14 protein-coding genes are annotated in these 12,599 nt (G+C 70.7%); 3 read left to right on the top strand and 11 right to left on the bottom strand.

Annotated elements, in window-relative coordinates; all coding sequences use genetic code 11:
* Positions 1 to 251: 251 nt before the first annotated feature.
* Positions 252 to 2,117 carry a DUF6541 family protein gene (locus tag ACWEVN_RS13755; protein WP_452051442.1) on the top strand — a complete coding sequence of 622 codons (1,866 nt, stop codon included), beginning with the start codon at positions 252 to 254 and terminating at the stop codon, positions 2,115 to 2,117.
* Positions 2,118 to 2,199: 82 nt separating this feature from the next.
* Here ACWEVN_RS13755 and ACWEVN_RS13750 read toward each other — a convergent pair whose 3' ends face one another.
* The 7 genes from ACWEVN_RS13750 to ACWEVN_RS13720 are packed head-to-tail and all read right to left on the bottom strand — an operon-like array spanning position 2,200 to position 8,559.
* Positions 2,200 to 3,168, bottom strand: a complete 969-nt coding sequence (locus ACWEVN_RS13750; protein ID WP_452051441.1) for a lysylphosphatidylglycerol synthase transmembrane domain-containing protein — start codon at positions 3,166 to 3,168, stop codon at positions 2,200 to 2,202.
* 12 nt (positions 3,169 to 3,180) lie between these two features.
* Positions 3,181 to 4,425: an acyl-CoA reductase gene (locus ACWEVN_RS13745; RefSeq protein ID WP_452051440.1), complete on the bottom strand. Its 1,245-nt coding sequence runs from the start codon at positions 4,423 to 4,425 to the stop codon at positions 3,181 to 3,183.
* Positions 4,422 to 5,474 carry a LuxE/PaaK family acyltransferase gene (locus ACWEVN_RS13740; protein WP_449685631.1) on the bottom strand — a complete coding sequence of 351 codons (1,053 nt, stop codon included), beginning with the start codon at positions 5,472 to 5,474 and terminating at the stop codon, positions 4,422 to 4,424. The genes ACWEVN_RS13745 and ACWEVN_RS13740 overlap by 4 nt, the downstream gene beginning before the upstream one ends.
* Complete coding sequence (locus ACWEVN_RS13735) at positions 5,471 to 6,865, bottom strand: AMP-binding protein (protein WP_449685630.1); 1,395 nt, start codon at positions 6,863 to 6,865, stop codon at positions 5,471 to 5,473. The genes ACWEVN_RS13740 and ACWEVN_RS13735 overlap by 4 nt, the downstream gene beginning before the upstream one ends.
* On the bottom strand, positions 6,862 to 7,590 hold the full coding sequence (locus tag ACWEVN_RS13730; RefSeq protein ID WP_310968164.1) for an SDR family NAD(P)-dependent oxidoreductase: 729 nt from the start codon (positions 7,588 to 7,590) through the stop codon (positions 6,862 to 6,864). The genes ACWEVN_RS13735 and ACWEVN_RS13730 overlap by 4 nt, the downstream gene beginning before the upstream one ends.
* On the bottom strand, positions 7,583 to 7,828 hold the full coding sequence (locus ACWEVN_RS13725) for an acyl carrier protein (RefSeq protein WP_003096467.1): 246 nt from the start codon (positions 7,826 to 7,828) through the stop codon (positions 7,583 to 7,585). The genes ACWEVN_RS13730 and ACWEVN_RS13725 overlap by 8 nt, the downstream gene beginning before the upstream one ends.
* 11 nt (positions 7,829 to 7,839) lie before the next feature.
* The gene (locus tag ACWEVN_RS13720) at positions 7,840 to 8,559 is read right to left on the bottom strand and encodes a UDP-N-acetylglucosamine acyltransferase (RefSeq protein ID WP_449685629.1); all 720 of its coding nucleotides are present in this window, start codon (positions 8,557 to 8,559) and stop codon (positions 7,840 to 7,842) included.
* Between the two features lie 149 nt (positions 8,560 to 8,708).
* Between ACWEVN_RS13720 and ACWEVN_RS13715 the strand changes: the two genes are divergently transcribed.
* On the top strand, positions 8,709 to 9,815 hold the full coding sequence (locus ACWEVN_RS13715) for a DegT/DnrJ/EryC1/StrS family aminotransferase (protein ID WP_449685628.1): 1,107 nt from the start codon (positions 8,709 to 8,711) through the stop codon (positions 9,813 to 9,815).
* Entirely contained in the window at positions 9,812 to 10,768 is a 957-nt protein-coding gene (locus tag ACWEVN_RS13710) for a Gfo/Idh/MocA family protein (RefSeq protein ID WP_449685627.1), read from the top strand. The genes ACWEVN_RS13715 and ACWEVN_RS13710 overlap by 4 nt, the downstream gene beginning before the upstream one ends.
* Here the strand turns inward: ACWEVN_RS13710 and ACWEVN_RS13705 are convergent.
* The 4 genes from ACWEVN_RS13705 to ACWEVN_RS13690 form a co-directional block, all read right to left on the bottom strand.
* Positions 10,765 to 10,917 (bottom strand): hypothetical protein, encoded by a 153-nt coding sequence (locus tag ACWEVN_RS13705; protein ID WP_452051439.1) that lies wholly within the window; start codon positions 10,915 to 10,917, stop codon positions 10,765 to 10,767. The two genes, ACWEVN_RS13710 and ACWEVN_RS13705, sit on opposite strands and share 4 nt — an antisense overlap.
* A complete protein-coding gene (locus ACWEVN_RS13700) occupies positions 10,914 to 11,318 on the bottom strand; it encodes a M20/M25/M40 family metallo-hydrolase (protein ID WP_452051438.1) in 405 nt (134 codons plus the stop codon). Before ACWEVN_RS13700 ends, ACWEVN_RS13705 begins: the two co-directional genes overlap by 4 nt.
* Before the next feature lie 65 nt (positions 11,319 to 11,383).
* Positions 11,384 to 12,091 carry a hypothetical protein gene (locus ACWEVN_RS13695; protein ID WP_449685624.1) on the bottom strand — a complete coding sequence of 236 codons (708 nt, stop codon included), beginning with the start codon at positions 12,089 to 12,091 and terminating at the stop codon, positions 11,384 to 11,386.
* Positions 12,088 to 12,597 carry a SigE family RNA polymerase sigma factor gene (locus tag ACWEVN_RS13690; protein ID WP_452051437.1) on the bottom strand — a complete coding sequence of 170 codons (510 nt, stop codon included), beginning with the start codon at positions 12,595 to 12,597 and terminating at the stop codon, positions 12,088 to 12,090. Before ACWEVN_RS13690 ends, ACWEVN_RS13695 begins: the two co-directional genes overlap by 4 nt.
* Positions 12,598 to 12,599: the final 2 nt, after the last annotated feature.

Below are 12,599 nucleotides of genomic sequence, written 5' to 3'. Positions count from 1 at the left end.
CCTCCGCCTCGCACCCGCCCGGCTCCCCGGCCAGGTTATCGATCATCGGCGGCGAAGTGTTTCGCGTGGATCGATCACGGGACCGAATGGGGGTGGATCACTTCGCCGGCGACAGTCAAGCAGGGAAATTCGCCGGTCAGAATAACCCGATCGGGTGTCGCCCCGGAGGGTCGAAGTGACGTCCTGAAAAAGTGCCGATCGGGGTATCCCGCCGACGCGACGAGCCGGCCATTCCCGGCTTAGTCTCCACCGTGCTCTCCGCAGGCATCGCCATTGTCGTCATCGCCGGGCCCGGTCTCCTGACCGGTCTCGCGGCGGGTTTGCGCGGCTGGGTCCTGGCCGGGATGGCGCCGTTGCTGAGCTACGCCGTCGGCGGGCTGACCGGTCCGTGGGCCGCCGCGGCCGGGCTCCCCTTCACGCCGCTGACGTACGCGGTGTCGACGGTCGTGTTCGCCGGGATCGCTTTCGGCGTCCGGAAGTGCACAGTGCGCGGACGGTCGCCGGAGCCGCCATTGTGGACGAGAAGTGGACACCTGGCGGTGCTGGCCTGCCTGCTGTTCGCGGCCGCCGCCGGGGTCTGGGCGGCGCTGCTCGGCCTGGGCCGGATCGGGGCGCTGCCCCAGGGGTTCGACGCGGTCTACCACGGCAACGCCGTCCGCTACCTCGCCGACACCGGCGACGGCAGCCTGTTCGGCACCGGTCACGTGAACTGGTACGGCGACGCGCCACCGGTGTTCTACCCCAACGCCTACCACCTGCTGGCGTCGGTGACGTACCGGCTCGGCGGCGGGTCGGTCCCGGAGACGCTGGACGCGAACACCGTGCTGCTGCCGGGCCTGCTGGCGCTGTCGCTGGTGACGCTGGTGCGGGAGTTCCGCGGCCGGGCCGTGCTCGCGGGCGCCGTGGCGCTGACGGCGGTGGCGCCGGTGATGGGCGTCTACGAGTCGATGAACCGCGGGCCGCTGCTGCCGTTCGCGCTGGGTGTGACGCTGACGCCGCTGGCCGCGGTGGCGCTGCGGCGGTACCTGGAGCGGGCCGCGCGGGACACCGGGCTGGTGCTGGTGCTGGCCGCGGTGGGGCTGCTGTGCATCCACCCGTCGACGTTGTTCGGCGGAATCCTGTTCGCGGGCCCGATGCTGGGGCAGCGCTGGCTGGCGGGGTGGCGCCGGCTCGGCCGCGACCTGCTGGTGTTGCTGCCGATCGCGGTGGTGTCACTGCTGGTGGCGTGGCTGCAGCTGTTCGGAGCGCTGGGGCTGGCGTTGCCGTACTACGGCTGGCCGAGCGAGTACCGCGCGTCCACGGCGTTGGGCGCGCTGCTGGGGTTCCAGCACTTCGAGCCGCACCCGCAGGTGTGGCTGTCGATGGCGGTGTTCTTGGGGGTCGTGTTCTTCGCGCGGGCAGGCGAGCTGCGCTGGATCGGCCTGACGGCGTTGGTGACAGGGTTGGCGTACGTGGCGGTGGCGTCGTCCAACGCACCGATCGTGATGGCGCTGTCCCGGCCGTGGTGGGACGACCCGTTCCGGTTCTTCTCGATGGCGGCGGTCCCGCTGTCGGTCTTGGCGGCCCACGGCTTGGCGTCGGCGCAGGCGTGGCTGCGTGACCGGCTGCTGTCGCGGGTCAAGGCGGTCGCCTTGTTGGTCCTGCCGGGGTTCGTGCTGCTTTCGAACGGGCTGTACGTCCGGTCGAACGGCGACCAGGTGTACCCGGGCTACCAGGCGGCGGACCCGTCGACGCTGCGCGTGACACCCGGCGAGCAGGCCGCGATGCGGGCGCTCGGCACCCTGGCCGCGCCCGGCGAGTGGGCGATGAACGACCGGTTCGACGGAACCGCGTGGACTTACGCTTTGACGGGAATTCGAACCGTCGCCGGGCATTTCGACGAAACTTCCCCACCATCGGACGCGGTGTTGCTGGCGAATCGGTTTCGAAACTATTCGACGGATCCGGCGGTGCGGGCAGCGGTACGCCGGTGGAACATCCATTGGGTCATTTCGGGAAAGCCGTCCGGCGACCCGGGCCAGCCTTATCAGCCGGGGCTGACCGGTCTGGCGGGCGAACCGTTCTTGACGGTGGTCTACCGCAACCCGGACGCGGTGATCTACCGCCTGACGCCGTGAGTTGTCCACATGTGCGCAACGCCTGTGGACAACCTGGGGACAACGTCAGGCAGGCGTACCCAGGCGGACGACACGGCGGGAGTCAGGCGGGGGTGGCGGCCGAGCGGGCGGTGCGGGCGGCGACCGCGGCGAAGCCGGCCGTGAGCAGGTCGGCGACCGTGAACATCACGCGGGAGGCGACCGCGAACGCGGTGGCCTGGCCGACCGTCAGGCCGCTCGCCGTCAGGACCGCCACCTGGGCCACCTCGCGGACGCCGACGCCGCTGGGGAGGATGAACGCGAAGGTGCCCACCGTCATCGCCACCGCCATCGCGCCCACGCACAGCACGAAGCCGCTCACGCCCGGGGTGCCCACCGAGTTGGCCAGGAGCCAGAGGTGGACGCCCTGCAGGCACCAGGCCGCCGTCGAGGCGCCGAAGACCTTGCCGATCACCGCCCAGCCGAGCGGGTGGGCCAGCGGGGGGCGGCGGAGGATCCGCAGGACCAGGGACGTGCCCCAGGTCAGGATCTTCGGGTGCAGCATCGCCAGGCCGAGCGGGATGAGCACGAACAGCCACAGCGCGCGCGGGCTGTTGCTGAACACCGCCGGGGCCGCCAGGAGCGACACCACCAGCGCCGACACCACGCCCACGCCGAGCTGGATCAGGGAGCCCGTGAAGATCCGGGCGCGGGCCAGGCCCGCCTTGCGGCCCAGCTCCATCTGCAGCAGGTACGCCCAGACCGAGCCCGGCACGTACTTGCCGAGCGAGCCGACCAGGCAGATCTGGGCGCCGCGGGCGTAGCCGATCGGGGCGCCCAGGTCGTCGACCATCACCTGCCAGCCCCAGGTCGAGACCAGGATGGCCGCGACCAGGGCGACCAGGCTCAGCAGGGACGACTCCCAGGCGACGTCCCGCAGGGTGTGCCAGAACTCGCCCCAGTTGGCCGCCAGCTGTTTCGCCGCGAAGCCGAGGACCAGCAGGATCGCCACCCACCGGACGACGTCGAGAATCTTCGCCCGGGTGGACTTCGGCGGCTTTCCCGCCGCCGGCAGGTCCTCGACTGTCGTCATCGACGGCTCTCCTCAGGCCTGCACCGTGACCAGGCGGCTGAACTCGGAGAGCAGATCGTAACCGTCCCACACCGCCGAGAAGGTCAGGGCGGAGCCGAACGGCACGATCCGGTCGACGCCGCGGCCCGCGAGCTCGTGCGCGAACGCCGTCAGCTCCTCGGCCGTGAAGCCGAACTGGCTGACCGTCTGGTCCTTCCGGAGGACGATCGGCACCAGGTCGGCCAGCGACGACACCCGCGCGTTGGCGAACGTGCCCGCGCCGAGCCACTCGCGCGGCAGCACCGCCGGGTCGGTCAGCTCGAGCGTCGCCAGGCCGTTGCCCTGGAACTCGATCTCCTTGACCAGCCCGTCGACCGCCGCACCGTACGCCGAGACGCGCTTCTGGACCGCCATCGCCGGCTCGGTGACGTGCTGCTTCGTCTCCAGCACCGACGCCAGAAGCGTGCGGAACTCATGACCGGCCGCCGTCGCACCCGCTTCGTCGCCGACCCAGAACACCGCGCGCGGTGACGAGCAGGCGGCCTGGTCGAACCAGTACGAGTCGTTGTAGAAGCCTTCGGCCGCCGCGCGGCGCTCGGCCTCGGACGCCCGCTGCCAGCCCGCCACCGACGCGACGGCGAAGGACGAGCGGTCCGGGAACGTCAGGTCGCGCGCGTGCGGGGCCAGGGGGTACTTCCGCAGGGCCGCGACCGAGCCGTCGCCGCCCCAGATGACCCGCAGGTCGGCGGCCAGCGACAGGCCGCCGCTCACCTCGTCGCTGCGGTCGTAGGTCACCATCCGCTGGGTCGCGCGCACGGCGTCGGCCACCGACGAGTCCACTTCGGACAGTGCCGCGTTCAGCGCCTCCAGCACCGCCTCGGCGGCCCCGGCCGAACGCGACGAGACCCGCACGACGTTGTGGTTGCCTGCCAGCGCGGACAGCGCCCACGAGTAGACGAAGATCGTGTCGACGTTCGCCGGCGGCACGTGGAACACCAGCCCGCGCGGGAACCGCAGGGCGTTCCCCGAGGTGTCCAGAGTGGACAGTGCTTTGGCGATTTCACCCTTGCGCAGGAAGAAGCCGAGCGACGCGAGCTCCGGGAACCGGCGCGCGGTGGCCGGGGCGAGCAGCTTGCGGGCGAACTTCGTGACGAACTCGACGATCCGCGGGTCGCCGACACGCAGCCGACCTCCCGGCGGCGAGGCGCGCAGCTCGTCGACCAGGGAACCGACCTCAATCGGGGCCGAAGCGGGGAACCGCTGGGTCAGAGAAGTCACGCCGCCGCTCCCGAGAACGTGTCGGAGCACCCGCGGGCCTCCGCCTTCGGCAGCCGCCCGAGCACCGAGAAGTGCTTGCCCGGCCAGTCGCCGTCGTCGATGCCGTTGTAGACGCCGAGGTCTTCGGTCAGCAGCACGTGCCCCGGGTACGACCGCGGCAGCGTCGAGACGACCTCGATCACGCCCGGCTCCCCGACCGGCTGCTCTTCCCACGTCTCCGGGTTCCGGATCACGACGTCGGCGAAGTCCGGGCAGTACAGCGAGTTCCCGGACGGGCCTTCGAGGAACACCGTGCCGATCTGTTCGATCATCCCGTAGTAGTTGTGGATCCGGGTGAGCCCGGTGTCCTCTTTGAACCGCCGCCGGAACTCGGTGTTGTCCACCGCGCGGTCGATCAGCTTCTTCCAGCCGCCGCTGTGGATCAGGATGCCGTTCGACAGGTCGAGCCCGTGGTCGCGCGCGACCTCGTAGAGGTACAGCCACACCATGAACGTGAAGCCGAAGATCAGGAACGGCTTGTCGCCGTACTCGGCCAGGAACTTCTTGACCGCCTCGACGTCCGGCTGGTCGTTCTCGTCGAGCACGTACGTGTGCTTGCGGCCGAAGTTGGCCATGCCCAGCACCCCCGCGCCGCGCGCGGAGAACGAGCGGCGGTTCTTGATGATGCCGATCGTGTCGACCATCAGCATCGGCAGCCGCTCGCCGCCGAGGACCTCCTGCAGCGTCGCGCCCAGCTGCTTGGTCTGCGCGCCCGCCGCCTCCTTGTCCAGGTAGATCCGGGACGCGCCGGCGCCGGTGGTGCCCGACGACGTCAGCGTCTTGAAGACCTCGCTGTCCGGGACGGACTTCAGGTCGTGCGTCTTGAACATCCGCACCGGCAGCCACGGCAGGTCCGCGATCGAGCCGAACCGCGCGTCCGAAGAGATCCCCAGCGAGGCCAGGATCCGGTCGTAGCCTTCGGAATTCGCCCGGTGGTGGGCCGTCAGCGAGGCCAGCTCGGGCAGCAGCAAAGCTTCCCGGTCGGCCTGCGACCGCGTGAACACACTCATACCCGCCCCTCCAAGGTCCGGTAGTCGATCTTGCCGCTGGCCAGCAGCGGCACGGTTTCGATCGGGCGGACGTCGAACCCGCTGGCGTGCAGGTGCAGCCGCTCGGCCAGCGCCCGCGACGCGTCCTTGCAGATGCCGGTGTCGGCGCCCTCGGCGAACAGCACGACCTTGTCGCCCGCCGCCACCGCGGCCACCACGTCGATCCCGACCGCTGCCGTGCGCACGGCCTGCTCGAGATCGTCGAGGCTGACGCGGTTGCCGAACACCTTGCCGATGCGCTTGAGCCGGCCGGTGATGAACAGGTACCCCTCTTCGTCGAGGTACCCGAGGTCACCGGTGGCCAGCACGCCACCGTATTCGTCGCCCTTGGCCAGTCCGGACTCGTCGTCCGCATAGCCCATCATCACGTTGGGCCCACGGTAGACGACCTCACCGACAATTTTCGGGTGCGTGGTCTCCGAGCCGTCGTCGCGACGGACCGCGAACCGGCCGCCGGGCAGCGCCGGTCCGGCGGAACCGAGCTTTTCGGCCAGCTTTTCGGCGGGCACCGTCGTCATCCGCGGCGCCGCCTCGGTCTGGCCGTACATCACGTACATCCGGCCGCCGACGGCGAGCATCTTCTCGTTGAACTCGGTGATCAGCTCGTCGCGCAGCTTCCCGCCCGCCTGCGTCAGCGTGCGCAGCGTCGGGTATTTCGCGGGGTCGAACTTGAGCCGCCGCAGCATTTCGTAGTGGTACGGGACCCCCGAGAGGGACGTGACGCCGTAGGTGTTCACCGCGTCCCAGAAGCCGCGGCCGAGCACGCCGGACGGCTCGATCACGACGGTCGCGTCCCGCACCAGGTGCGAGTTCAGCACCGACAGGCCGTAGCTGTAGTGCAGCGGCAGGCAGGTGGGCGCGACCTCGTCGGCGTCGATGTGCAGCACCTGCGCGATGGCGTCGGCGTTCGAAAGGATCGCCTGACGCGAGAGCCGGACGAGCTTCGGGTTGCCGGTCGAGCCGCTGGTCGGCAGCAGGACGGCGAGGTCGGGGTGCGGCACGACCCCGTCGGCCGACGAGCGGACCCAGTCGGCACCGCGGGCGGCATACCCGTCGGGCGCGTCACCCGAAGCCGACAGCACGGCCGCCGGCCGGAACCGTGAGACCAGCCCGGCCAGCACGTCCGCGTCCAGCGCCGGGTCGATCAGCGCGATCGCCCGCCCGGATTCGAACGCGCCCAGGTAGGTCAGCACGCTGTCCAGGTCGACCGACATCCGCGCGAACACGACGCCGGTGGGCAGCGCCGCCAGCTTCTCCATCGCCCGGCCGACCTCGGCCGACAGTTCCGCGCCCGCCAGCGTGCGGCCCCCGGCCACATCGACCAGCCGGGCTCCCGCACCCAACAGCGTCACAGCACCAAGCCTCCGTCGATCCCCAGCACCTGGCCGGTGATGAACGACGCTTCGTCGCTCACCAGGAACCGGATCGCGTTCGCCACTTCTTCGGGCCGGCCCAGGCGCCCGAGCGGCGTCTTGCCGGCGTTCTCCGCCTTCGCGTCCTCGCTCAGGCCCGACGTGAGATCGGTCTCGATGACGCCCGGCGCGACCGCGTTGACGCGGATGCCGGACCGGCCGAGCTCCTTCGCCGCCGACCGCGCGATGTTCGCCACCGCCGCCTTCGACGCCGCATACACCGTCTGACCGGCACTTCCGTACTCGCCGACGATGGAGGCGAGCACGACGATCGCCCCCGACTTCTTCCGCATCATCGCCCGGGCCGCGGCCTGGACGGTGTGCAGCGTGCCGGCGACGTTCGTGCTCAGCGTCGTGTCGACCAGGTCTTCCTTGATCATGCCGAGGAGCGCGTCCTCCATGATCCCGGCGTTCGCGACGACGACGTCGAGCTTCCCGTGCTCCTTCGCGACGCCCCTGACCAGCGAAGACACCGCTTTGGCGTCGGTGACGTCCAGCGCGAGCCCGGAGGCGCCCACGGAGGCCGCCGCTTCCTTGGCGCGAGCTTCGTCACGTCCGGTCAGCACCACCGTCGCGCCCGCTTCCACCAGGGCGCGGGCGGTGGCCAGGCCGATCCCCCGCGTCCCGCCCGTGACGAGCGCGACGCGACCGGACAAATCAGTCATTCTTCGACTGGAGCTCGGTGACCATGTCGACGGCGACCTTGAAGCTCGACATGTCGATGACCTGGTCGGTGTCGAACTCGACGTCGAACTCGTCCTCGATGGCCGCGACCAGCGCCATGTGGCCGACCGAGTCCCACGCCTCGATGTCGCGGTACTTCAGGTTCTCGACGTCGACACCGCCGTCGAGGTCCAGCGCCTCGACGAAGACCTCGCGCAGCTTGGGGGCGACTTCCGACATGGTGATAGCTCCTAGTGCTCGTCGCGCGGGCGAGCGTCCCACGCCTTTACCAAGGTAGAGAGGTCGCCGGGCAGCGTGACGTCCGGGAGACCTTCCTTGCCCTTCAGCCACGGCCCGAGGGCCTCGATCGTCTCCTCGTCGAGACCGCGGCGGGACAGGCCCACCACGTTGACGCCGGTGACGCGGGCCGGGTTGCCGACGGCGATGGTGAACGCGCCGATCTCGCGCCGCACCGCCGAGCCCATCCCGATCATCGCGCCGGGCCCGATCACGACCTTCTGGTGCAGGATCGCGCCCATGCCGAGGTTCGCGCCGTCCCAGATGTGGCAGTGGCCACCCGTGACCGCGTTCGAGGCGATCGTCACGCCGTCGCCGACCAGGCAGTCGTGCGCGATGTGGGAGTTGCGGAGGTAGTAGCCGTCGCTGCCGACCGTCGTCGTCCGCCAGGTCCCTTGGTGGACACTCACGTACTCGCGGATCCGGTTGCCGCTGCCGATGACGACACCGTGGCCGTCGTGATCCGGGTCACCGGCCGGCGCGTCTTCCCAAGCGGCGGGGTGCGGGCGGCTGCGGTCCTCGCCCGGCGTACCGATGGTCACGTGCGGGCCGATCCAGTTGCCGTCCCCGATCCGCGTCGGGCCCGCGATCACCGCGAACGGCCCGATGACGTTGTCCTCGCCGAGCTCGACGCCTTCGCCGATGACGGCGGTCGGGTGGATGCGGTTGGCCACGGGCGGGTATCCGTTCGTCGGCGGCTGGGTACTGGGCGCGCTGCCGCGCCCGGTAACGTGTGGCCCGCGTTGCTGCAGGGCGGCCGGGCGCAGAACCGGCGGCTCACTGTACCGGACGCACCGAAATCGCCTGCCGAGAGAGACTGCCCATGATCCCCATCACTGTGGTCGACGTCCGCGACGCGGAGGACCTCGTCGTCGAGGTGCTGCGCTCCGGCGCCATCGCACAGGGACCGATGGTCAAGCGCTTCGAAGACGCCTTCGCGGCGGTCTCCGGGACGAAGCACGCGATCGCGGTCAACAACGGGACCACCGCGCTGGTCGCCGCCCTCCAGGTGCTGGACCTGCAGCCGGGTGACGAGGTCATCACCTCGCCGTTCACCTTCGTGGCGACGCTGAACGCGATCCTCGAGGCCGGCGCGACCGTCCGCTTCGCCGACATCCGGCGCGACGACTTCGCGATCGACCCGGACGCCGTCGCGCGCGCCGTCACCGACCGCACCAAGGTGCTCATGCCGGTGCACCTCTACGGCCAGACGGCGGACATGGGCAAGCTCGCGCCGCTGGCCGCCGAGCGCGGCCTGCAGGTGATCGAGGACTCGGCGCAGGCCGTCGGCGCGTCGTTCGAGGGCAAGCCGGCCGGTTCGTTCGGCATCGGCTGCTTCTCGCTGTACGCGACGAAGAACATCACCACCGCCGAGGGCGGTGTGATCACCACGGACGACGACGCGCTGGCCGACAAGCTGCGCGTGCTGCGCAACCAGGGCATGCGCGCCCGGTACCAGTACGAGGTCGCGGGCCACAACTACCGGATGACCGACCTGCACGCGGCCGTGGGCATCCCGCAGCTGGCGAAGCTCGACCAGCTGACCGCCGCCCGCCAGGCGAACGCGAAGCGGCTGTCCGAGGGCCTCGCCGGCACGCCGGGCCTCGACGTCCCGCAGGTGCTGCCGGGCCGCGAGCACGTGTGGCACCAGTACACCGTGCTGGTCGGGCCGCACGCGTTCCTCTCACGCGACGAGCTGGCCGCGGCGCTCACCGAGCGCGGCATCGGCAACGGCATCTACTACCCCAAGATCGTCTTCGACTACGACTGCTACGCGGGTCACGACCTGATCCCGGGCGCGCGCGTCGAGGACTTCCCGGTCGCGAAGTCGGTCGCCGAGCAGGCGCTTTCGCTGCCGGTGCACCCGCACCTGACCGAGTCAGACCTGGACACCATCATCGAAACCGTTCGCGAGGTACTGGGCGCATGACGCATCGGATCGCTCTTGTCGGTACCGGGAACATGGGTTCCCTCCACGCCCGCGTGCTCGCCCAGAACGAGCGCGTCGACCTGGTCCGCGTGATCGATCCGCGCGAGGAAGCGGGCAAGGCCGTCGCCGACCGGTACGAAACGCAGTGGACGCCGGAGATCGGCGAACTGTCCGATGTGGACGCCGTGGTGCTGGCGTCGGCCACCGAGGTGCACTACGACCTGGCGCAGGAGATCTTCCGCCAGGGCAAGCCGATGCTCGTCGAGAAGCCGGTCTGCAACAGCTTCGAGAAGTCCCAGGAAATCGTTTCGCTGTCGGCGAAGAACGACATCCCGCTGATGTGCGGGCTGCTGGAACGCTACAACCCGGCGGTGATGACCGCGCGGGCGCTGGTGAACGAGCCGGTGCACCTGATGGCCCGCCGCCACGGCCCGTACGCGCCCCGCATCAAGACCGGCGTGGCGTGGGACCTGCTGGTGCACGACGTCGACCTGGCGATCCAGTTCTTCGGCGGCGCGACCCCGGCCCGCGTGACGTCCGGCGCGGGGTACTTCCACCCGTCGTCGGTCGAGGGCGCCGAGGACACCATCGAGACGGTGCTGTCGTTCCCGACCGGCCTGGCCACGGTGTCGGCCTCGCGGCTGGGCCAGAAGAAGGTCCGCTCGCTGGTCGTCTCCGAGCTCGACCGGCTGATCGAGATCGACCTGCTGCGCCGGGACGTCACGATCTACCGGCACGTCTCGCACGACTCCGTCACCCCGGACGGCCTCGGCTACCGGCAGCAGACGGTGATCGAGATCCCGGAGCTGGTCACCGCCCGCGAGCCGCTGGCCACCCAGCTGGACCGCTTCTGCGACCTGCTCGAAGGCAAGATCGACGCCGACACCGAGCGCGACCTGATCCTGCCGTCGCACCACGTCGTCGAGCAGGTCCTGACGCAGGCCGCGGCCTAGCTCACCGGCACCGGGAACGCGGCCGGGCTCCGGCGGCCGGCGGGGCCCACCGCGCGGACGCCGAAGAAGACGTTGTCCTTGGACAGGTCGATCTTCGCCGTCAGCGCCGGGCCGACGTTCGCGAGCGACCACGGCACGGCACCGTTCACCCGCGATGAACCCGGAAGTCGAAGGACTCCGGTAGATCGCCGTACTGGACGCCGTTGTCGACGCGGCTCGAGCCGACGATTTCGTCGGTGAACATCGCCTGGACGTCGGTGTCGGCCGCCTTGAACCGCTGCGCCATGAACCGCGAGCAGTACAGGCCCTGTTCCTCGCCCGCGACGGCGGCGAAGACGATCGTCGCGGCCGGTTGCCGGGTCGAGAGCACCCGGGCCAGCTCCAGGGCGACCGCGACGCCCGAAGCGTCGTCGTCGGCGCCCGGCGCGTCCCCGGTGAAGTCCATGACGTCAGTCCGGCGCGAGTCGTAGTGCCCCGAAACGACGTACACGCGGCCGGGATCGGTGGCCCCGCGCAGCGTCGCGACGACGTTGGTGATCTGCGTCGGCACCGGGGAACGCTCGTCGAGAGGTCACGATGGACGTCTTACGCTCGCATCGCGTGGCCGGGTACCGCCTACTTGGTGAGCCGCTTTCCGTCGGCGTCGAAGGCGATCAGGGGCGTCAGGACGGCGGAGTTCGGGACCTCGACGGGGTCGAACCAGAAGAAGACCACGGCCGAGTCCGCGGTCCAGGTCGCCAGCCGGGCCTCGATCGTCTTGCCGTGCACCGTGGTCGTGATCCGCGCCGCCGGGCCGGCGAAATAGCCGAAGACCGGGATGAGCTGGTTGCCGACCGTTTCGCCGCCGTCGGTGGCGTGGAAGCCGAACGAGCGGTCGGAGCCGCGGAACTCGTTCGTCACCTGCAGGGCCCGCAGCGAGGCCCCGGACCGGAGACCGGCCACCAGGCCGAACCGGGTGCCCGGCAGTTCCGGCAGGTCGATGGCCCGCGCGTAGAAGACGAGCTCCCCGGCGGCGGTCCGGATGCCGGTGCTGACGACGTCCCCGATCGGCTGCTCCGCGGGCGGTCCGGCGGTCGTCGACCCGGCCGGAGCCGGGGACGGCGGCTGCGCGACCGGCGCGGGCGCGGGCTGCCGCAGCTGGATGGCGAACACCACGACGAGCACCACGGCGGCCGCGGCGGCGACCCCGGCCGTCCCGGTCAGCAGCCGCCGGCGACGCCGGATACGCCTCCCACCGGCCATGATCCCGGCGAGATCGGGTTCGGCGAAGGGCTCCTCGGGCGGCTGCCGGAGGGCGGCGCGGAAGTCGTCGAGCTCGTTCACCGCCCGCTCCTTCCGATCAGCGTGTCCTCCGGGTCCGCCTCGACCCGCAGCTTGGCCAGCGCCCGCGAGTTGGTGCTCTTCACGGTACCCAGCGAGACGCCGAGCTCACGGGCCACGTCGGCTTCCGGCAGGTCGAAGAAGTGCCGCAGCACGACGACGGCGCGTTCGCGGTCGGTGAGCGTCTTGAGCACCGCGGTGAGCCACGCGCGCTGGGTGACGGCCTGGTCGACGTCGAGGCGGTCCTGCTGCTCGGGCATGACCTCGGTGGCGTACTCGCGGATGGGGCGCCGCCAGCCGTCGATGACGTGGTTCACCAGGACGGTCCGGGCGTAGCCGTAGGCGTCCTTGTGCCGCACCCGCGACCAGGCCGCGTAGGTGCGCGTGAAGGCGGTCTGAGCGGCGTCTTCGGCCTGGTGGCGATCACCGGTGAGCAGGAACGCGGCGTGCGTGAGCCGAGCCGACGACACGCGGACGAACTCCGCGAACTCGTCGTCGCCGCGCGCCATGG

The organism is Amycolatopsis sp. NPDC003861, assembly GCF_053605405.1.
The sequence above is the reverse complement of the archived record's forward strand: the minus strand, read 5'-3'. Positions and strand labels throughout refer to the sequence as shown.